The 20,478-nt window shown below is 62.1% G+C and carries 19 protein-coding genes and 3 pseudogenes; 9 read left to right on the top strand and 13 right to left on the bottom strand.

Annotated elements, in window-relative coordinates:
- The first annotated feature begins 51 nt into the window (after positions 1–51).
- The 3 genes from HAP41_RS15875 to tnpC all read left to right on the top strand — a co-directional run bounded on the left by HAP41_RS15875 (position 52) and on the right by tnpC (position 2,393).
- A complete protein-coding gene (locus HAP41_RS15875) occupies positions 52–438 on the top strand; it encodes a transposase (protein ID WP_224580828.1) in 387 nt (128 codons plus the stop codon).
- Positions 435–788, top strand: coding sequence for an IS66 family insertion sequence element accessory protein TnpB (gene tnpB, locus HAP41_RS15870; protein ID WP_045003380.1), 354 nt, complete (start codon positions 435–437; stop codon positions 786–788). Before HAP41_RS15875 ends, tnpB begins: the two co-directional genes overlap by 4 nt.
- 69 nt (positions 789–857) lie before the next feature.
- Entirely contained in the window at positions 858–2,393 is a 1,536-nt protein-coding gene (tnpC, locus tag HAP41_RS15865) for an IS66 family transposase (RefSeq protein ID WP_166100001.1), read from the top strand.
- A 106-nt stretch (positions 2,394–2,499) separates the two neighbouring features.
- Here the strand turns inward: tnpC and HAP41_RS15860 are convergent, their stop codons facing one another.
- The 8 genes and pseudogenes from HAP41_RS15860 to HAP41_RS15825 all read right to left on the bottom strand — a co-directional run bounded on the left by HAP41_RS15860 (position 2,500) and on the right by HAP41_RS15825 (position 7,096).
- A complete protein-coding gene (locus HAP41_RS15860) occupies positions 2,500–3,165 on the bottom strand; it encodes a lytic transglycosylase domain-containing protein (RefSeq protein ID WP_166100005.1) in 666 nt (221 codons plus the stop codon).
- Positions 3,166–3,371: 206 nt separating this feature from the next.
- Complete coding sequence (locus tag HAP41_RS15855) at positions 3,372–3,884, bottom strand: S26 family signal peptidase (protein WP_038958605.1); 513 nt, start codon at positions 3,882–3,884, stop codon at positions 3,372–3,374.
- On the bottom strand, positions 3,881–4,345 hold the full coding sequence (locus HAP41_RS15850) for a DUF2840 domain-containing protein (protein WP_038958604.1): 465 nt from the start codon (positions 4,343–4,345) through the stop codon (positions 3,881–3,883). The genes HAP41_RS15855 and HAP41_RS15850 overlap by 4 nt, the downstream gene beginning before the upstream one ends.
- A 226-nt stretch (positions 4,346–4,571) precedes the next feature.
- Positions 4,572–5,449, bottom strand: a pseudogene (locus tag HAP41_RS15845) (replication initiator protein A).
- Between the two features lie 21 nt (positions 5,450–5,470).
- Positions 5,471–5,752 (bottom strand): helix-turn-helix transcriptional regulator, encoded by a 282-nt coding sequence (locus HAP41_RS15840; protein ID WP_038958603.1) that lies wholly within the window; start codon positions 5,750–5,752, stop codon positions 5,471–5,473.
- 132 nt (positions 5,753–5,884) lie between these two features.
- Positions 5,885–6,367, bottom strand: coding sequence for a DUF2285 domain-containing protein (locus tag HAP41_RS15835; protein WP_166100009.1), 483 nt, complete (start codon positions 6,365–6,367; stop codon positions 5,885–5,887).
- Between the two features lie 97 nt (positions 6,368–6,464).
- Complete coding sequence (locus tag HAP41_RS15830) at positions 6,465–6,659, bottom strand: transcriptional regulator domain-containing protein (RefSeq protein ID WP_038958601.1); 195 nt, start codon at positions 6,657–6,659, stop codon at positions 6,465–6,467.
- Positions 6,660–6,823: 164 nt separating this feature from the next.
- Complete coding sequence (locus HAP41_RS15825) at positions 6,824–7,096, bottom strand: DUF2285 domain-containing protein (RefSeq protein ID WP_080584123.1); 273 nt, start codon at positions 7,094–7,096, stop codon at positions 6,824–6,826.
- A 112-nt stretch (positions 7,097–7,208) separates the two neighbouring features.
- Here HAP41_RS15825 and HAP41_RS15820 point away from each other — a divergent pair, with 112 nt between their 5' ends.
- Positions 7,209–7,439 (top strand): helix-turn-helix domain-containing protein, encoded by a 231-nt coding sequence (locus HAP41_RS15820; RefSeq protein WP_038958600.1) that lies wholly within the window; start codon positions 7,209–7,211, stop codon positions 7,437–7,439.
- Between the two features lie 151 nt (positions 7,440–7,590).
- On the opposite strand, the gene HAP41_RS15815 is transcribed toward HAP41_RS15820, so the two are convergent.
- From HAP41_RS15815 to HAP41_RS15805, 3 genes and pseudogenes are all read right to left on the bottom strand, one after another.
- The gene (locus HAP41_RS15815; RefSeq protein ID WP_175618492.1) at positions 7,591–8,781 is read right to left on the bottom strand and encodes a DUF932 domain-containing protein; all 1,191 of its coding nucleotides are present in this window, start codon (positions 8,779–8,781) and stop codon (positions 7,591–7,593) included.
- Positions 8,782–9,111: 330 nt separating this feature from the next.
- Positions 9,112–9,660 carry a DEAD/DEAH box helicase gene (locus HAP41_RS15810; protein WP_224580829.1) on the bottom strand — a complete coding sequence of 183 codons (549 nt, stop codon included), beginning with the start codon at positions 9,658–9,660 and terminating at the stop codon, positions 9,112–9,114.
- Between the two features lie 117 nt (positions 9,661–9,777).
- Positions 9,778–9,930: pseudogene (locus HAP41_RS15805) on the bottom strand (DUF736 domain-containing protein); the annotation flags it as partial.
- A 1,901-nt stretch (positions 9,931–11,831) separates the two neighbouring features.
- On the opposite strand from HAP41_RS15805, the gene HAP41_RS15800 reads away from it, so the two are divergent.
- On the top strand, positions 11,832–12,899 hold the full coding sequence (locus HAP41_RS15800) for a site-specific integrase (protein WP_049813062.1): 1,068 nt from the start codon (positions 11,832–11,834) through the stop codon (positions 12,897–12,899).
- Between the two features lie 50 nt (positions 12,900–12,949).
- On the opposite strand, the gene HAP41_RS15795 is transcribed toward HAP41_RS15800, so the two are convergent.
- Positions 12,950–13,732, bottom strand: a complete 783-nt coding sequence (locus HAP41_RS15795) for an enoyl-CoA hydratase/isomerase family protein (RefSeq protein ID WP_166100021.1) — start codon at positions 13,730–13,732, stop codon at positions 12,950–12,952.
- A 129-nt stretch (positions 13,733–13,861) separates the two neighbouring features.
- Complete coding sequence (locus HAP41_RS15790) at positions 13,862–15,952, bottom strand: molybdopterin oxidoreductase family protein (RefSeq protein ID WP_166100024.1); 2,091 nt, start codon at positions 15,950–15,952, stop codon at positions 13,862–13,864.
- Between the two features lie 233 nt (positions 15,953–16,185).
- On the opposite strand from HAP41_RS15790, the gene HAP41_RS15785 reads away from it, so the two are divergent.
- The 4 genes and pseudogenes from HAP41_RS15785 (at position 16,186) to HAP41_RS15765 (ending at position 20,466) form a co-directional block, all read left to right on the top strand.
- Positions 16,186–17,157, top strand: coding sequence for a tripartite tricarboxylate transporter substrate binding protein (locus HAP41_RS15785; protein ID WP_166100031.1), 972 nt, complete (start codon positions 16,186–16,188; stop codon positions 17,155–17,157).
- 15 nt (positions 17,158–17,172) lie between these two features.
- A complete protein-coding gene (locus tag HAP41_RS15780) occupies positions 17,173–17,643 on the top strand; it encodes a (2Fe-2S)-binding protein (protein WP_166100036.1) in 471 nt (156 codons plus the stop codon).
- Positions 17,640–19,771: pseudogene (locus tag HAP41_RS15775) on the top strand (xanthine dehydrogenase family protein molybdopterin-binding subunit). The gene HAP41_RS15780 and the pseudogene HAP41_RS15775 overlap by 4 nt, the downstream one beginning before the upstream one ends.
- Positions 19,768–20,466: a molybdate ABC transporter substrate-binding protein gene (locus HAP41_RS15765; protein ID WP_166100039.1), complete on the top strand. Its 699-nt coding sequence runs from the start codon at positions 19,768–19,770 to the stop codon at positions 20,464–20,466. The pseudogene HAP41_RS15775 and the gene HAP41_RS15765 overlap by 4 nt, the downstream one beginning before the upstream one ends.
- Positions 20,467–20,478 lie beyond the last annotated feature (12 nt).

The following is a 20,478-nucleotide window of genomic DNA, read 5'->3' as shown; positions in this document are numbered from 1 at the left end:
ATAAGCACTAGTGTTAGCAGCGCTGCTAAGGGGTCTCGCGCAAGAAGCCGCTTGACAGATGCACCAGCCGTCGATCCGCCGAGCGACGAACGCGCCAACCGGCGTCGCTTCAGTGAGGAGGAAAAGCTCGCGATTGTGACCCAGTCCGAGTTCCCCGGTGCCACCGCTGCCGAGGTTTGCCGGCGCCACGGCATCGTCACGAGCATGTTGTTCCGGTGGCGGGTACAGTTCGGGTTCAGCAAGCGAGTGCCGGCGAAATTGGCGGCTGTGAGGGTCGCCGGCGCACAATCCGCAACGCTCGTCCTGAACGATCTGTTGCAGCCGCCTAACGGCATGACGGTTGTCGAATTGGACGATGGGCGTCGCGTCTTCGCACCGATCGGCAGTGATCCGGATGCAGTCCGTCGCCACGTCATTGAGCAGGAGACTGCCCGATGATGATCGTGCCGGCCGGCGTGAAAGTGCATTTGGCTTTGGGATATACCGACATGCGGAAGGGCCTGGATGGCCTCGCCGCTCTCGTTCAGGAACACCTCAAGAAGGACCCATTCTCCGGCCACCTGTTTGCCTTCCGAGGCAAGAAGGCAAGCACGCTTAAGATCCTGTTCTGGGACGGCAACGGCCTTTGTCTGTTCAGCAAAAGGCTCGACCAAGGCGGCTTCATCTGGCCGAGAATGAGCGATCCGGGCGGCACGGTGACGCTGTCCCCGGCGCAGCTTGCCATGCTGATCGAAGGCATCGATTGGCGCACACCCGAGCGTCGTTGGCGCCCGGTCATCGCGGGTTGAATCGCAAAAACACGCATAGAATATAGCGAAGTTGCTTCGTCGAATCAGCGTGTCCGAGTAGAATCGGTCATGCAGCTCGATCTCGACAATCTGCCGTCGGATACTGCGCTTCTGCATCGCCTGGTGCGCGACATTGCTTCGGTCATCACGCATCGGAACAGCGAGATCCAGCGTCTCCAGGCAATCATCAAACAGCTTCAGCGTGCACAATTTGGACGACGTTCCGAGCGTCTCGACGCCGATCAACTCGCCCTTGGACTGGAAGACCTGGACGTCGATCTGTCGGCTGTCGAGGCAGATCAAGCCTCGGTGGAGGCGTCTGCGCCGACGCAGAAACTGCGGCCGAAGCGCAAGCCACTGCCGGATCATCTGCCCCGCGAAGAGGTCGTGCTCAACGTCGATAGCGAGAAATGTGCGTGCTGCGGCGGCGCGCTGCATGCGATCGGTGAGAGTGTCAGCGAGATGCTGGACTGGGTACCAGCGCAGTTGCGCGTGGTGCGCGTCTGCCGCCCGAAATATGCCTGCCGCAGCTGCGGAACGATCACCCAGGCACCGGCGCCCGAACGACCGATCGCCGGCGGTTTGGCCACGCCAGCCATGCTCGCGCAGGTGCTGGTCAGCAAATACTGCGACCACACACCGCTCTATCGACAGGCGCAGATTTTTGCCCGCCATGGCGTCGAACTGGAGCGCTCGACATTGGCCGGATGGGTCGGCGGCGCGTGCTGGTGGTTTGCGGCTCTGCACGATCGGCTGTGCGAGCACATGTTCGCGTCGGATCACCTGTTTGCCGACGACACTCCAATCCCGGTGCTCGATCCTGGCCGCGGGCGCACCAAAACCGGACGGCTGTGGGTGTATGCCCGCGATCAACGGAGCTGGGCTGGGCCTGAGCCGCCAGCTGCGGTTTATGTGTTCGCGCCCGACCGGAAAGCGGAGCGCCCGGCAGCGCATCTGACGCACTTTAGGGGCGTTCTGCACGTCGACGGTTACGCTGGATTCGAGCGGCTGACTGGCGCCGGAAACATCACTCTCGCCGCATGTTGGGCGCACACCAGGCGCAGGTTCTACGAGGTTGCGCAAGCCGAGGACACGCCCATCGCGCACGAGGCCCTGCGCCGCATCGCCAGCCTCTATGCCGTCGAAGCGCAGGTGCGTGGTCAATCGCCAGCGCATCGGCTGGCCACGCGGCGCGCACTCGCCAAGCCGATCATTGACAGCCTTCGCCTTTGGCTCGAGGTTCAGCTCCCGCAACTGCCCGGCCGCGGCAATCTCGCCGAAGCGATCCGGTACGCGCTGTCGCGCTGGGATGGATTGACCCGCTTCCTCCATGACGGCCGCATCGAACTCGACACGAACCCCGTCGAGCGGGCGATCCGACCTGTGGCGCTCGGCCGCAAGAACCATCTCTTTGCCGGTAGCGACGGCGGCGGGGAACGATGGGCAATCCTCTGTTCGCTGATCGAGACGTGCAAACTCAATGACGTCGAGCCTTACGCATACCTGCGTGACGTGCTGCAGCGAATGGTCGACGGACATCCGATCAACCGTCTGGACGAACTGCTGCCGTGGGCTTGGAACGCTCAGCATCCTGTCAAGGCCTGAGCTCATGTGCAGGATCCGGACGCATACGTCGTATCTCCTACCGATCTCCAAGTCTCCGCAGACTTCTTCGAGCAGCACATGACTATTCGCAAGATTGCGTAACGGGTCATCGCCCCTCTCCCGCATCAAGCCTTGCGACAAACATTCCGGTTGGCTTCGGAACGATCACCGACGGCGTGTGCAGTCTTGACGCGGTCGGTTGCTGCCGGCCGGCGGCGCCCATTCGGTCAGATTGTGCAGGAAAGATCGGCGAAGCCAACCATAGACGTGCATCGGCAGGCGACGTCGAAGCGGATGCGGCGTCCAACTCAGCAACAATCCTGCTCACATAGCCTCGCGTCTCAACCGGCAAAGTGTCGCCCGCAAGATGCTGTTCGTAATGCACCGGCCCGGCGTTGTAGGCTGCGAACGCACCCGGAAAGCCGTAGTGGTCAAAGAGCTCTCTTAGATATGCCGAACCAGCCAGTATGTTGTCGTGCGGGTCGTACGGATCATTTCCCAGAGCATAGCGCAGGCGAAGTCCGGTCCACGTCGCTGGCATGATCTGCATCAGCCCTATTGCGCCCTTGTCCGATTTGGCGCGCGCATCTCCAGCGCTCTCGATCCGCAGGATTAATTGAATCCACTGCACGGGAATGGCGAACCGCTGCGCGGCTTCGCCGACGAAATGCTCGAACCGGCCGGTGGTCTGGCCCCTCGTCGGATGCGCGACCTCTTGTTCGTCGGCGCGTGCAAAACGACAGTCTATCGACAGTGCGAACAGCAGTGGCACGACGGCCCAAGTGCTCACCCACCATAACCCCAAGCATGCCACCGTGCTCGCGACCGCCCAGGGTAAAGCTGCTTCGCACCGGCCGTTCGGCCGCCCTGGACTGCCGCTGCGCGCGACGGCATTACAATTTTCGGTCGGGACGGAGGAATGGTGCCGCAACTGATCGAACAGACGAATGACAGATCGAAAGTATGGAAGGACCAAGATCATTCCTCCCAGGTCCACACGGGGCGCGCACGGCCGATCACAGCCGATGCGGGTAGAACGCCGAAGTAGCGGCCATCCAGCGAGTCGTCAGACTGCCAATTCATGAGGAAGAGTTCGCCCTCGCCGACGGCTCGACAACCCTGCCAGTTCGGCAGAGGTCGGCCTCGCCCGTCGCGTTCTCGTGCCTCACCCATGACGATGGCGTCGACCGAGATTGAGACACCGTGCCTGCAAACCGTTTGTCCGGGCAGCGCCAGTACCCGCTTGAGCATGGGGACGCCGATTGGCAGATAGCCGTTCAGATCAAGAATGGTCGCAAGCGGCTCGGGTGGCCGAACCGCCACCAACTCTGTGACGTAAAACTCTTCGACGGATCGCAAGCGGTAGAGCCCAATCGCGACACTCGGCGATGCGTTCCAGATGTAGAGCGGGCTTATGTCTGCGATCACCGTTATGGCAAGCGCAGCCACTCCCGCAGATGTCATGGTCAGTGTCTTCAGGCCCCCCATCATCGCATGATCCTCTGCCGATGGAGCCAAGCCTGATGACGAGCCTTCGTATACGCGCGCGGGTTTTCGTTGACCGAGAGCCGGTTGTGAACGTGCTGCCAATGATCAGGGGCGACATCCGCCGGATTGATGCTAAGAGCCTCAATGGCGTCGATCGCCTGCAGCACCCGTTCGACTTTTTGCCAGCCGACCAGCCGCAGCAAACTCTCCGCCCCGGGCTTCACATAGGGCACGGTCGAGCAGCGCTGTCCCGGCGCGACCGCTCGCAAGACATCGACGCGCGAAATGAGTGTTCCAAAGTCGTTGGACGTCCAGCGGACGAAGGCAAAGATGCTGCCCGGCGCGAAAGACAGGATGCGCCGCGATTGATCGATCCTCTGCTCCTCAGCGATGCGACCGAAGCGAACACGATTCTCGATACGCTTCTCGAGCCACAGCACCTCTACTTGCGTGAGATCGCTCATGCAGCGGCTCCCTCGGTTTGGAGGCCACACTGTCGTTGACGAACGAGCCCATCACGGGCTTTGGAGCGGTCCGTTAGAAGAAATCCGAAGTATTTCCAGTTAGTAGAGTTAGAGCGCCAGGAAAGCGCGGAGAAACAAGCCCCTGGGCCCGATTCCGGTCCCTGATAGCACGAGGATCCGGTCCCCGATGGCACGAGGGTCGTGGTCCCCGATAGCACGAGCTGATTCACAGATTGTCCTCCGAGTTTGGAATGAGACCGCGCTTGCGAAGTCTCGCAAATAGCGCCGCCACGGCGATGGGCTTGAAGTTCGACAGTTCAGCCCCGTTCTGATCGCGCGTGGGGACTAGCTCGTAGCCGGGCATCTGCTGGCTGACCACTTCGCGCACATCGTATGCAAAGTGCTTGAGCGGAGAGAGGCCGCCGGACCTGGCATGGAGATGCACAAGGTCAAAGCTCCAGCCACTGCCTGATGACCGCCGTGCTGGCGGACGAGACGATAGAGCCATCGGTCAACTCCGCCCGTCAGATCGAAATAAGCGCGATCAACCGCCAGCACGAACGCATCATCGATGACGCCGGCATAGAACCAATCCGGCAGGATCAGTTCGAGCCCGAGTGGACGGCCGTTTGCATCGGCTGTCCCCCGCCACTCGTTGATCCACGAGAAACGATGACGCCGCCGCTCAGTCGGCTGACGGATCGACGTCATCACCGTCGTCGACTGCAGCCTGTCGAGACCGGCCTTCAGCCAGGCATAATCTCGCGCACTCGTCCCACGGCCCACAAACGTCAGAATCTCGTAAGGCGTTGCAGCCATCAACCGAGAGGTCCTTAAGCCGGCATCACCAGCTTCGACAATCTGGGACGCGGCCCAGATCAGTGCGTCAGCATCCCAAATAGTGGCCATGCCGTGCTCGGGCACGGTTTCGACGCGAATGGAGATTGACCCGGCACGAAAATCGATCGGCACAATCCGCTGCGTCTTTGCGAGCGAGAAGAACGGATATGCCTTCAGATCCTGCGCATCGCGGCGCGCCAGATCGCCGGGCAATGCCCGAAAGAGTTCGAGCTGATCGCGCTCGGAACGGTGTTTGTGCCGCATGATCTTTGCTTCCGACGTGAATCAGCGGCGTTCCTGGCCCGCATACGGGCGTAAGCCTGACTGCTTCTTGGCCGGCAACACCGTCCCCTTGCCGGGATCGGACGTCGACGTCTTGGCGCCGCGATCGGCCCAGGCTTTCAGATCGTCCAAAGCGTAGACGACACGTCCACCGATCTTCCGATAAGTCGGCCCAGTCCCGTACGTCCGATGCTTCTCTAGCGTGCGACCGGAGAGCCCGAGATAGCGCGCGGCCTCCGGGGTTCGCAGGAAGCGCGGTGGTAGACCAGCCATCAGATCGGGCATTTGAGAACTCCAGGGTGACACTCGCAGCGCGCGGCGGTGCCGGCTTGTGTGCGGTCATCATGGAGAAGGGCGATGTCGGAGGGGGATGCCGGAGATTGATCGGGCCGTTTTCGATCCCCCTAGAGAGAGGCGCTAGAAGTCTTTGCGCACCGGTCGCAATAGTTTGCGATAGCCGCCGCGCATTAACGCGGCGCCGCTCTGCACCAGACGGATAGTTCGATTGCGAAGATCGTGCGTTTTCCACGCACGATCGGGGACCCGCTTTTGGCCAAAGAGTGTTGCTGCGACGACGCGATAGGTGCCGCCGGCACCATGAACGTCGAGCGCACGCAGGGCGGCGCTCAAGCGCTCGCGCTTCTGCTGGGATAGCTCATGAAAGGCCTGGCCGGCCGGCCGTCCATTCATGGCGCGCCACAACCGTCGCGCTGCGTAGGCCCGCGCCTCGAAGTCGCGATCGAACGGCAACTCGGTCACGTAGTGGGCGCCGATACTCGGCGGTTCCCTCGACCAGACGCGATGGTCGACCGCGCCAATGCGCAGCACCGCGTGCCAACCATCATTCTCGCGGCGCAGCGGCCCGGCCGCAAGTTCAAGGGGTCGCGGAGATACGGCCATTTGATCGAGAGATGGCGGCGCTACTGCGATTGGAACGACTGTCGGAAGAACCTCGGGCGCCCAATAGATGGTCTCTTCCCCGAATGACCGCCGAGGGTCATGGGCGAAAGCAGATACCCCACTTCCTCCTGAATTCGGGCGTCACTTGACCGTCCTGGCTCCTCGCAATCATCGCGTCGTAATCGCGTTGATAATCCGTATTGCGACGCAGGCATTCCCAGGCGATGTCGGTAATTTCTGCATCTTGAAGGCTTCGGTAGGACTCCGGCGAGCGCCAGTCAAACTCAGGCATGACTTCATTCCATTGCACGCAACCAACAGAGATTGCGGCGCAATAATTGTGATCGATTCGGTTGTGGGAAGTCCCTATTTGAGCACCATGTGGTGCTCCAGGTGCACCACGGCTCAACGGGAGAAAGGGATTTTTAGCCAAGTCTTCGCGGGGATGGATTTCTTCTAATTTGTGCCCTTGCCACGAAATAGACGCCCCTGTTCGGACATCCACTTAGCGCGAGAAAGATGACTTCGGTAAGCGTTGAGGGCGCGGTCCGGCTCACTGTCTGGATCAATATGTAAGACTATTCGGGCTACTTCCCGCCAGTCAGCCCCCTCACCTTCCGCCTGCAGAAGCCGAACGTAAGTTATTGCGTGCTGCTCATCGTACGATGTCAGCGCGGGTTCGGTGGGAGCCAAGTCAGCCACGTTGGGATCGAGCGGCGGAGTCTGCATGATCTCACGGTTAGAAGACTAAGCCGAGTTTACTGGTGTAACGGCTCATGAAATCGCGCTTTGTTAAGTATATCGAGGTGCAATATACTGAGCAAGCGGCATCCTTTCTCGCATGGATCTGCGGGAGACATTCGCCACAAACTTGCGTCGTCTACGCAATGGCAAGGGATGGTCTCAAGACGAACTTGCGTTGGAAGCCAAGATAAGCCGGAGTTATTTGAGTCAGCTTGAAAAGGGCGTGTACCACGTCAGCATCAAGGTCATTGGTCGTCTCGCCGATAAGCTGGATGTCGAACCTGATGAGTTTTTAAAGCGAACCACTAAAAGAGCTCGCGCCAAATAGGCGCCGCTTGATTCGCGAGCCGGGCCGGAGGCCCGGCGGGCGCCCGGACGCAAGTATGCGTCCGCGCCGCCGATCTGGCTTGCCGGTCGGCGGCGACGCACCCCCTTAGGAGGAAAGCCGCGCAGCCCTACCGACTGCGCGACTTATCCCATTAGATGGCACGCTCCATCAAACGCTTTGCCTTGCCTTCGAGTTCAAGACGCGCGTCCTGATGAACCTTGCCGCGCGCGAACGCAGTAATCCCCTGCACGAAGTCGAAGATGCTTTCGGGCTTGCGGCGTTCCTCGCACAAGACTGTCTCGATGATCTTCGTGGCGTCGGACTTAGAGAACCCACCCTTACGCAGGAAAGTCTCGCGATCCTCGTCGGTCCGGGCAATGATCCGCTCCCGTGCGGCCTTGATTCCCGCCACGAACGGCCCTGGCGAGGAATTGGCAAAGCGGGTCAGTGCTGGCGCAGCTTCATGGGCAAACCGCTGCGCCGCGAATTTCGAATGCCGGATCGTGATTTCCTCGAAATTCTCCACGCCCCACAGGTTACGGTTCATGCAAACCGCTCGGAGATAGAAGCTCGCGATTCCCAGTGTTTTGCTGCCGACCTCGCTACTCCAGCAGTAAAATCCCCGGAAATACAAATCCGGTGACCCATCCGCCAAACGTCCTGCTTCGATTGGATTCATATCGTCGACCAGAAACAGAAAGACGTCCCGATCGCTGGCGTAAAGCGTCGTCGTCTCCTCGGTGAGGTCGATCAGGGGATTGTAGGTCATGCTTGACCAATCTAGCACACCCGGGACCTTCCAGCGCGTATCACTCGTGCCAACGCCCGCGATCTTCATGACGGCAGCCACAAGCTCATGGTCCCAGATGCGGCCGTAGTCAGGTCCGGTGACTGCGCGAAGCTCGATCCATCCGTTTTCGGCCTCCAAGGTTTTCACGAGCTCGGCGCGATGGGACAGCAGGCCGTGTTGCAGGTTGATGGCCGATAGCGCGGCATGAAGTTGCCGCATGTAAGAGGTCGGTGCGCCGACGAGCGTGCACAATTGACCAAAGCTCCAATGTGTCGGCGCCACGGACTCGTCACGTCCCGGCACAACCAGAGCCAACCGCTCGGGATTGTCCCGACTCGCTTCCACCTTGATGGCCCGGCTTTCCACGGTTCGCGCTTGCGCACGCTCTGCGCGACCGCGTACCACGTCATAGAGGTCCGGGAGGTTCAGATAGCGTTCGTCATCTGGCCGAGCAAACCACTCGGACGATACGCGGCCGATCCGCTGGCCACGCGATACATCCACCCGGAAGCCCGCGGTGGCAGGCGGCTCGTTCTGAGACACAGACATCATGTTCACGGTCTTATTCCTTTGGGCCGAGGTTGAAGCGCAGCGCTACGCTGCACCCCTGCCCGTCGGCGAGACCTGGGGTAGCAAGGGCCAGGGCGGCAGGACCGGAGGGATCACCCGCCCAAAAGGGGCGCGCTAATCGAGCGCGCGTCTGCACGCGCCCTGACGACCTTGGTCGTCAAGAGATCATGGCGCGGAAGTCCGGGGATACCGGTCCTGTCGGCACGCGTCAGCGTGCTTCACCCTTGCCCGCGCGAGGGCCGAGCCCTTAGCAATTCTCTTCAAGAGAAATGCTCTCCCCTGCTTCTTGTCGACCAACTTTGTAGCCTACGCCTAAATGTTCATGTCGCGCGCCAAGGACGGCGGCAATTCAAATTTCGTCGAGCGATCGCGGGCGCGGTGACGAATGCCACGTTCGGCAGCCTGAACTCTTGCATCGACCCGATGGCGAACAGGGCCGCATTGCATGAAGATGATGGGATGATGCCCGTCCTTTCGGGCAACGGTCGCGGACAGGCCGACGACGTATCGCGCCTTTGACCGCCGAGCGACAAGCTCAAAGCTTGCAGCGGACAGATGATGGCATTCGTCGACAATCAGATGACCGTAATCAGCAACGATATCAGCGACCTCTCCATTGCGGACGAGGCTCTGGATGAGCGCCACATCGATGACGCCGGTCGGCTTTCTTTTTCCACCCCCGATAACGCCGATCTGTTTCGGATCGATGTTCAAAAAGGAACTCAGGCGCTCCACCCATTGAGTGAGTAGTTCCCGGCGATGAACGAGAACCAGTGCGTTGCGGGCGCGATGTGCGATGAGTGCGGCTGCGACAACCGTCTTGCCGAATGCCGTCGTGGCGGCGAGCAGCATGTTCGTCATCGACCGGCATCCGGACGCCCAACACCCGTCCTGACAGTTCCGCCTCGTTGGCGATCCCGAAGGCCGCATCAGCGGCCAGTGCCGGCCAGCTCTCCTCCGCATAATGCCGCTCTACGCATAATCGGTCACGCCGGCGAAGATGCGGTAGTCGGGCGCCTTGTCGTTGTCCTTCTCGAAGGCGGCGAACCTGGCCTTGATGTTCAGTGTCAGCGTCTTGATCGAGCCGATGTAGCCGTTGTCCGCAGCGGTGAAGGTGCCGATGATAGCCATGGTAGTCTCCGTTGGTTGTTCGGGCCGCGTCCATCGCGGCCTCGATGGCGATCTTTGGCCCGGGGAGCGATCGGCCCGCAGCCGTCAGGCCCGCAGCACAGCGGAGGACGGCGATAAGCCTGCTTTTTTGTCTTCCGCGAGGAATGCCGCCTCTTCGCGGCAGGGAAAAAAGCAGGCGCAGCCGTTGCGGGAAGGCGATCGAGGCTCTTGCCGGTCCTCGGGCCTGATCAGCCCATTCGAGGTTGCGTTGGCCGCGCCCTTGAACGATCTGTCGGAAACAACATGACGGCCGGTGCTGGTGCTGCACAAGGACACCGCGGGATCAGTCGAACACTTGCTGACGATTGCGTATCAACGGCGGGAAAGACGTACCCGGCGCGAACATTGGCGCTCCCAAAAACATTCACTGCTGCTGGATCAAAGACACGTCGGGGGTCACGGCTCGATAGCAATCTCGACACCGTCGTCACTCCATAATTAAGTCGTCCGACCTCATCCACATCATCGCGGAAAAAGGTCGAGCGACACTGCACAGTTCTGGATGACGCAAGGCGACGGATACCAGGATCATGCCCCCTCATCCAAGTCGGAGGCTCTCCGAGCAGCCGCCGCTTTACATCTATCGAAAATGGCCGCGCGCCGATCAGGCGCGCCGCCGAAATTTTGGAATGAGCCGGGCGGCACTCGCGGTCCCAATCCAAAATGTTACTCGGCTGCTTGCGAGAAGCCGTCACTCACGCTGGTTGATGTGTCTGTCCGCTCTTGCGGCTTCGCTGCCCTCAAGAACGTAGGCAGCCAATCGGTCGCCGCCAGCAGCTGCTCAGCAGCTTCGCCATATCAACTTTCTTCATATCAGCTACCCATGTGTTGACGTGGCATCAGGTTGTCCGCGCCACCACGGATCCTCATAACTGCCGCACTTTCCGCAGGCCCGCGGTTGAACCGAGGTCGGCCGAGCACGCGGTAAGTCCTGTATCAATCAAAGCCGGTCCGTCGCAGTGCGCATTCCCAATTCCAACACTCGAAATCGATCCGATACCTCAATGCACGGCCGCCAGCGAATCTGTCGGATGGGCCATTGATGATGCATCCAAAGCAGTTGACTGCCTGCTAGCGGGCCCAACCGACAACCGTGCGCCGAGACTTTTAACTATTTCCACCTTTTGGATTTCATCGATCAAAATTGCCTTTCCTCGAGCCTGCGCTCCAAGCCCTCCTTTTCGCGCGCTAATCTGGCCTATCACCGCTAGGCCGCGCCGCGCACTAGAGAGACAACATCTCCCACTGTAGAAGTCCCTGTGTGATCGGCGTCCACTCTCACTCCACGGACGAAATCGGACGTAGTTCTTCTGAGATCGGCTCTTATTGCACCAAGCGGCACCCAGCAGTGAGATCAGACCTCCCACTTTCACCCCGCTCTCCGCTGCCTGCCCGCTATCCACCCGCTGGAACCTGGCCCGCGATGATGAGAGCAGACATGGCCGCAGCCTATCTGGACTTTGGAAACACAGGCGAGCTCGCGCGCGCAATCGGTCGAGGGCATGCACCGCCACCCGTCAGCTGGCGCGGAACAGGACGGCTGCGGCAGCCAGTTTGGTCGAAGGCGATCATGGACCAGTTTGCAGCGCCGATCGGGACAAGACATCTTCGAGAAGCGGAGGACCTATTATGCCTCGTATGATGTCATTTGATACAGCACCAACACTTCCTCGATATTGTCGACGAAAAATACTAGCGAACAATAGGATAGCCTATTATTTCGAGCCGCCAGCCTGGGCTCGTCGACAGGGCTGCGGTTTAGGCCTGAAGCGTTAGGAAGCGATTACGCCAGTGCCGTCGAGCGGGTGGATAAAGTTCTCTTGCCCGCGTTCGAAAGTTGGCGCTCGCGGGGCTTAAGTGACATGATCGCCGCCTCTCCCGAACCGGGCACGTTCGATTGGCTAGTCAGCATCTTCCAGGCTCACCAGAAGTGGGACGAAATCGACAGCAACACTCAGCGTCAGTACAGGAAAAGCCTCGCACTCTTCGCCAATCACGAGTTAAAAGATGGAAGTCGTGTTGGGTCGAAGCAATTGTCCGATTTCACAAAGGCCTTCGTCGACGCAGTCTATGGAAAGCTGCTAGTAGTAACAAAAGTAGGTAGCAATGGAGAGGTAATCGTCCGCGAACGTCGACGTTATGCAAATGTGGCCATGGCGAGCTGCCGGCGCGCCTGGTTCGTTGGCCAGCGCGCCCAGGAAAAGATGGTACCGGCGAGCAATCCATTTTCACGGATGGGACTAAAATCAAGTGCACCCGGACGGCCAATACGGCCCACGCCGACCGCAACGTGGGATGAACTTGTCGCTTTCAGAGCCGCCGCGACAAAGCTTGACTACCGCTCGATCGGAACTGCTGCTTTGTTGGCATGGGAGTGGTTACAGCGGGAGCAGCACGTCTTCGGCGCCTTCGACATTTCGCACTATCGCCCAAGCGAGCGGCCAAATAGCGTCAGGATCGTGCATCCAAAGAATGGAGAGGAAGCCTGGTGGCCGCTGCTAGACGAAACGGGCGCCCCTCTCTTTCCCGAACTTATGGAAGAGCTCGACGAGATTAAAAAGACCTCGCTCTCGGGCCTGGTATTCCGACGCGACCATGCGCATCGTCGGTCAAAAACCCCGCTTCCATGGATTACCCCACGCAAAGACCTGCGCTATCTGCGCAGCGTGGTAAAGAAGATAATCGCGGAGGCTGGCCTTCGTCAGGAACTTTCCTTTACTTCCTTCCGGCACGGAGGATTCACCGAAGGCGCCGACAGCGATCTCACGGATGCAGAGTTGCGCGCCGCTGGCCGTCATAGGTCGAGCCGCCAACTGCCAACCTACGCCAAGCGCACCGGAAAGCAATTGATCAGAGCCACCAAGAAACGTCGCGAGGAGCGGGCAAGATCGCTCTTTGTTCGACTAAACGCCAATCATCCCTTGGAATGAAGGTGTATTGGGCGACCGCGGCATCTAACGAATGTAAATGAAATGATCGCCTATTTTCCCGTCCAGACCGGCTTCCTCTTCTCGCCGAAGGCCTTCAGGCCTTCCTTCGCGTCCTCGGTCATCGCGAGCAATGCGATCTGGCTCTCCGTGTAGGCGATGCTCTCGTCGAACGACATCGAGGCGATGGCGCGCATGGCATATTTGCCGCGACGGATCGCGGTGGGGGATTTGTCGACGATGCGGCCGATCAGCCAGTCGACCTTGGCATCGAGTTCGCCGGTGGGCACAACGTAGTTGAGCAGGCCCGCAGCTTGCGCGGCTTTCGCGTCGAACGGCTCGCCGGTGAGCGCCCATTCGTTGACGAGTCGTGGCGGCGCGATGCTCTGCAACAGGCTCAGCACCTGCATCGGGAATACGCCGACCTTGACCTCCGGCAGACCGAAGATGACGTGATCGGCCGCAATCGCCATGTCGGTCATGCACAACAGGCCCATGCCGCCGGCCATGCAGACGCCGCCGACTCGCGCAATCGCCGGCTTCGTCGCATTCTGCGACAACCGCAGCAGATCGGCATAGTCGACGTTCGGCTTGGAATGATCCATCGCGAACGCCGCGCCGGAATTCTGCAAGTCGGCGCCGGCGCAGAACGCCTTGTCGCCTGCCCCCGTCAACACGATGACGCGGACGTCCTTGTCGTCATGCGCGTCGCGATAGCCTTTGGTGATGCTGGCGATAACCTCGCCGTTCAATGCGTTACGTTTCTCCGGCCGGTTGATGGTGATCCAGAACGCCTGCCCACGCTTTTCGGTGATGATTGCTGTGGTGTCGGTCATGGTACGCTCGCTTCCTTGCTCCCGTTTGCAGCCATTTGCGGCAGCTCGGGCGGCAGGCGCAAGGGCAATCTGCGACGAGGCCTTGCTTTAGCGCCTCGACACAAATTGGCGGGCGAGCGAAGCGCGCGCTCAGGGCGAGACCGTTTTCCTGATCCAGACCTTGTTGTCGTGGAATGCAGCTCCCCCGATCGGCGCGATCGTATCGGCTCCAGTCAGCACGTTGATGCCACGGCCACCGATATGATTCTTGTTCGGGTGAACGGATTCCGCGATCAGCACGCCGCGCCGCACGCCGTCGAACAGCGTTGCGAGCAGCGTGGTCTCGCCGCGGGTGTTGCCGAGCGTCACGGCGTCGCCGTCGGCGATGTCGAGCGCGGCCGCATCCAGCGGATGGATCATCACGCTCGCTCTGCCTTCGCGCGCCTGCGAGGACGGCGTCTCGTTGAAGGTGGTGTTGAGGAAGCTGCGCGAGGGACTGGTCGCGAGCCGGAACGGATGGGCTTGATCGGTATGCTCGATCACCGCCCAATGATCCGGCAGCGACGGCATCTTGTCGAAATCGCCCATCGTCTGGCCGAACGGCGGATGCGCCCAATCGGCCTTGAAATGGAATTTCTTGTCGGCATGGGCAAAGCCGTCGAGATAATGCGAGGTCCGGAAGTCCGGTTGCAGGTCGCGCCAGATGTCGGCTTCGAGACCAGCGATGTCGCCGTGGTTGCTGAGCTTCAGCGTCGCGTCGATCAATTCGCGCGGCGTCATTTCGAAGCCCGGATGCTTCGCGCCAAGCCGCGGCGCCAGCGCCTGCATGACCTGATGGTTGGAGCGGCATTCGCCGGGCGGGTCGATCAGCTTCGGCCCGACCGAGATGTGCTGGTGGCCGCCGCCGTAATAGAGATCGTCATGCTCCATGAACATGGTCGCCGGCAGCACGATGTCGGCCATCTCGGCCGTCTCGGTCATGAACTGCTCGTGCACCGCCACGAACAGATCCTCGCGCGCAAACCCCTGACGCACCAGCGCCTGCTCCGGTGCCACCGTCATCGGATTGGTGTTCTGGATCAGCATCGCCTTAATCGGCCCCTTGCCGAGCAAGGCTTCGGCGTCGCCGGTAAGAATGCGGCCGACCTGCGACTGATCGAGCGCCCGCGTGGTCTTATCGATCGCGTCGTGGCCCTCGATGAGGGATTCATTGAAGTGCCACAGCGCGTAATTGTTGAAGAAGGCGCCACCGCCTTCATACTGCCAGGCGCCGGTCACCGCGGGAACACAGAGCGCCGCATGCATTTGGGTGGCGCCGTTGCGCGAGCGGGTGAAGCCGTAGCCGAGCCGGAAGAAGGTCCGTTTGGTCTCGCCGACCAGTTTCGCAAAGGCCTCGATCTCGGATACCGGCACGCCGCAGATCGCGGACGCCCACTCCGGCGTGCGCGTCTTCAGATGCGCCTCGAGCTCATCGGGGCAGTCCGTGTACTTGTCCATATAGGCGCGGTCGGCGTAGCCATCGCGGAACAGGACATGCATCACGCCGCACGCGAAGGCGCCATCGGTGCCGGGCCGCAGGATGATCTTGATGTCAGCCTGCTTCATGGTCTCGTTGTCGTAGATGTCGACGGCGGCAATCTTGGCGCCGCGCTCCTTCCGCGCACGCGCGGCATGCGTCATCACGTTGACCTGCGTGTTGACCGGGTTGGTGCCCCAGATCACCACGAGATCGGAGAGCGCCATCTCGCGCGGATCGACGCCGGCAATCTTGCCGGTGCCGATCGCGAACCCGATGCGCCCGACATTGGCACAGATGGTCTGATAGAAGCGCGAATATTTCTTCACATGCGTGAGGCGATTGAGGCCGTCGCGCATCACCAGCCCCATCGTGCCGGCGTAGTAATAAGGCCAGATCGATTCCGCGCCATACTCGCGCTCGGCCTGATTGAAGCGATCCGCGATCGCGTCCAGCGCCTCGTCCCAGGAGATCCGCGCGAACTGCCCGGAGCCCTTCGGCCCGGTGCGGCGCATCGGATAAATCAGCCGTTCGGGGTGATGGATGCGCTCGGCGTAACGGGCGACCTTGGCGCAGACGACGCCAGCCGTGTAGGTCTGCTTTTTCGAACCTCGGACGCGGCCAATGCTGCGGCCTTCGACCACCTCGATATCGAGCGCGCAGGCCGAAGGGCAGTCGTGCGGACAGGTCGAATGGCGGATTTCGATCTTGGCGTGCTGGTTCATGTCCAGTTCGTAACATCAAAATAGCAGCCAGCCGAGGGCATTTATCCGGCAATGCCCATGCGATTTGCTCAGATCACGTGCCCTGCCGGTTCCTGCCGCGACCGCGAAGAGCGGCGCGGCCACACCGAAAACGGCCCGATATTCCCGGCGCGATCGGCTTTGTGAGCCGTCGACAGTCCGTATCTCCTGCCGCTACATTGCCAGGCAACAAGAACGACAACAGGGAGGTGGGCATGACGGCCCGAAGATTGATGCTGGCGCTCGCCGGTCTGCTCGGTGCATTCGCTGCGGCCCCCTCATTCGCACAGGATTACCCGACCCACGCCGTCCGGATCGTAGTGCCCTTTGGCGCCGGCGGGCCGGCGGACGTCGCGGCCCGGCTGATCGGCAATGTGCTCCAGGAGAGCTTTGGCCAGCCCTTCGTGGTCGAGAACCGCACCGGCGCGGGCGGCGTCATCGGCACGGTCGAAGCGGCAAAGTCTCCGGCCGACGGCTACACGCTTTTGATGATGTCCAACACCCAGACCGCGAATGAATCGCTCCTGACGCCGGACAAGCGCAAATACGAGCTGATGCGCGACCTCGCGCCGATCGCGCCGGTGAACTACTCCGACCTCGTCATCGTGGTGAACCCGCAGGTTCCGGCGAAGACTCTGCAGGAGTTCATCGCGCTCGCCAAATCGCAGCCGGGCAAGCTGAACTACGCCTCCTCCGGTCAGGGCACGCCCTATCACATGGCCGGCGAGCTGTTCAAAGCCATGGCCGGCATCGATGTGGTCCACGTGCCCTACCGCAACAGCGGCGAGGCGCGCAGCGGCGTGATCGGTGGACAGGTGCAGATGATGATCGACGCCGTGCCGGCGATGGCGCCGAATATCGGCGAGAACCAGGTCCGCGCGCTCGCGACCACCGGCAAGGAGCGCTCGGCCGTGCTGCCGAACGTGCCGAGCGCGGGCGAAGCCGGCGTCGCAGGCTATGAGGCGACGATCTGGCTTGGCCTGATGGCCCCGGCCGGCACGCCGAAGCCTGTCATCGACAAGCTCAATGCCGCCGTAAACGCAATGGTGAAGCGACCGGACATCGTAAAACTCTGGACCGAGCAGGGTGCCGTACCCATGTCCATGACGCCGGAGGAATTCGAGAAATTCCTTCGCGGCGATATCGAGAAATGGGCCGATGTCGTCAAGAAGTTCGACAAGTCCTGAGGCCGTAGAGCGATCATGCCGACCATTCAATTTCAGCTCAACGGCGCGGCGATGACCGTGGATGCCGATCTCGACCAGACGCTGCTCGATGTGCTGCGCGGCCGGCTCGGCGTCACCGGTCCGCATTTCGGCTGCGGGGCCGGTGAGTGCGGCGCCTGTTACGTCATGGTCGGCGACCGCGCGATGGCCTCCTGCGACATGCCGATGTGGTCGGTGGCGGACAAGGACGTCGTCACGGTGGAGGGCCTCGGCACGGCCGAGGAGCCGCATCCGCTGCAACGCGCCTTCGTCTCCGAGCAGGCGATGCAATGCGGCTACTGCGTCTCGGGGATCCTGATCAGCGCGGCGGCGCTGCTGAAGCGCAATCCGTCGCCGACGGAGACCGAGGTCAGAGCCGCGCTCGATCGCAATCTGTGCCGCTGCGGATCGCACAATCGCATGGTCCGCGCCGTGCTGCGCGCGGCAGCGGAGACGGCGACGTCATGAGTCTGCCCTCCCCCGTCCCGAAACTGCCGGTTAGCCTCGCGGCCAATCCAAAGCTGTCGTCCTGGGTGCGGTTCAGCGGCGAAGGCGGTGTCGCAATCTCGCCCGGCAAGGTCGAGATCGGCCAGGGCATCGTCACGGCGCTGGCGCAGATCGCCGCGGACGAGCTCGACGTCGATATCGGCAGGATCGAGCTGATCCGCGCCTCGACGGCGACCAGCCCGAACGAGGGCGTCACCTCGGGCAGCCTCTCGGTCCAGCAATCCGGCCGCGCGCTGCGACACGTCTGCGCCGAGGTCCGCCAGCGCTTCCTCGCTGCCGCATCGGAGCGTCTCGGCGTCGATGCGGCGCTGCTCGATGTCGATGACGGCACGATCTCGGGTCCCGGCAATGTCAGGACCAGCTATTGGGAGCTGGCTGGCGACGTCTCGCTCGACCGCGACGCCACCGCGGGCGCCGTGGCGAAGCCCGCTGCCACACGTGGTGTCGCCGGACATTCGGTCCAGCGGGTCGACATTCCCGACAAGGTGTTCGCGCGACCGCGCTTCATTCACGATTGTGCATTGCCGGACCTGGTACACGGCCGCGCGCTGCGGCCTGACATCTCCGGTGCCAGACTGATTGCGCTCGACGAGACGGCGGCGCGCGCCGTTCCCGGCCTCGTCGCGATCGTCCGCGACGGCGGCTTTGCCGGCGTGGTTGCCGATAGCGAGGCTGCGGCGGAAGCCGCACTGAAAGCCTTGCGCAAGGGCGCAACCTGGTCGGCCGGCGAGCCGTTGCCCGACGAAGACGATCTCGCGGGCTTTCTGAAGAGCCAGCCGGTCGAAACCACCGTCATCGACGCCAGAGCAGCGGCAACGACGAAGAGAGCTGCGCGCACCCTTCGCCGGCAATACACCCGTCCCTACATCGCACATGCCTCGATCGCGCCATCTTGCGCCATGGCGCAATGGGACGGCGATCGTCTCCATGTCTGGACCCACAGCCAGGGCGTCTATCTGCTGCGCGCCGATCTTGCGATCGTGCTCGAGCTGCCGGCCGAAAACATCGTCGTCGAGCATATGGAGGGGGCCGGCTGCTACGGACACAATGCGGCCGACGACGTCGCGCTCGATGCCGTGTTGCTGGCGAAAGGCGCCGGCGGCCGCCCGGTGCGGGTGCAATGGTCGCGCCATGACGAGATGTCTCATGCGCCGTTTGGCGCGGCGATGGCCATCGAGATCGAGGCCGACCTCGATGCAGACAGCGAGATCGTCGGCTGGCGCCATGCAATCTGGAGCAACGGCCACGCCGCCCGGCCGGGACGCGCGGCACAGCCAGCGCTGCTTGCGGCGACCGAGATCGCGAACCCGTACCCGCGCACGATCTCGACGAATCCACCGGCCGCCAATGGTGGGGGCGGCGACCGCAACTCCGTTCCACTCTACGACCTCCCGGCCTGGACCATCACGAGCCACCGGCTGCTGACGATGCCGGTGCGCACGTCGGCGCTGCGGACCCTGGGCGGGCAAGGCAATGTGTTCGCGATCGAATCCATACTCGACGAGATCGCGGTCCTGCGCGGCGACGACCCGATCGCGTTCCGCCTGCGTCATCTCCGCGACGAGCGCGCCAGCGACGTCATTCGCGCCGCGGCGCGCCGCGCGCAGTGGAAACCGCAAAAACAGTCTGGCATCGGCCATGGCGTCGGCTTCGCCCGCTACAAGAACACGGGCGCCTATTGCGCCGCGATCGCCGAGATCGAGGGCACCGACGACATCCGCGTCCGGCGGTTGACGCTTGCGGTCGACGTCGGCGAGGCCATCAATCCGGACGGCGTCATCAACCGATCGAGGGCGGTGCGATCCAGGCCACGAGCTGGGTGCTGAAGGAACGCGTCCGCTTCGACCGAACGCGCATCACGTCGACATCCTGGACGGACTATCCGATCCTGAGCTTCAGCGAGGTGCCGGCGGTGGATGTCGAAATCATCCAGCGGCCGGAGATCGAGCCGGTCGGCGCCGGCGAGGCCGCGCACGGCCCCGTGACGGCGGCGATCGCCAATGCGGTCTACGATTGCCTCGGCGTGCGCGTACGCGACCTGCCGATCACGCGCGACAGGATCATTGCAGCCATGGAGCTTGCATCGTGACGACAGTGACCATTCTGAGCGGCGGTGCGGCGCAAGGCCTGGTGCGCGGCCTCGGCGAGCCCTTCAAGACGCAGACCGGATTAAGTATCGACGGCGAGTTCGGCGCGGTCGGCATCATGGCCGACAAGCTGCGCGCGGGAACGCCGGCCGATCTCGTGATCCTGACGCAGGCCCTCCTTGCGAAGCAAGCCGCGGAGCAGTTCGTCGTCCCCTCCTCGATCGCAGATATCGGCCGGGTCGAGACCGCGCTGGCGGTCCGTAACCGCGATCCGAAAGTCACGGTGAAGACTGAGGCCGATCTCCGCGAGGTGCTGCGATCCGCGGATGCCATCTACGTTCCAGACACCAAAGCCTCGACCGCGGGACAGCATGTCGCAAAAGTGCTGGATCAGCTCGGCATCGCCTATGAGGTCGCATCGCGTCTCAAGATCTTTCCGAACGGAGCGACCGCGATGCGGGAGCTTGCGTCGTCCACCGCAACTCGGCCGATCGGATGCACGCAGGCGACCGAGATCATCGCGACCGACGGCATCGCGCTATCAGGATCGCTGCCGCCGGGCTGCGAACTGGTGACGATGTACACGGCCGGCGTCACGGCGCGGGCCGCACACCCGAAGGAGGCGGCCGCGCTGATCGCACTGCTGACCGGCGCAGACCGGAAGGAGCTGCGCCGGAGCATGGGCTTTACCGGCTAGGTGCCGACGGCC

Origin of the sequence: Bradyrhizobium barranii subsp. apii, from assembly GCF_011516635.5 — a bacterium.
Classification (GTDB): domain Bacteria; phylum Pseudomonadota; class Alphaproteobacteria; order Rhizobiales; family Xanthobacteraceae; genus Bradyrhizobium; species Bradyrhizobium barranii.
Note: the sequence above shows the minus strand (reverse complement) of the source record. Positions and strands in the feature narration are given on the sequence as shown.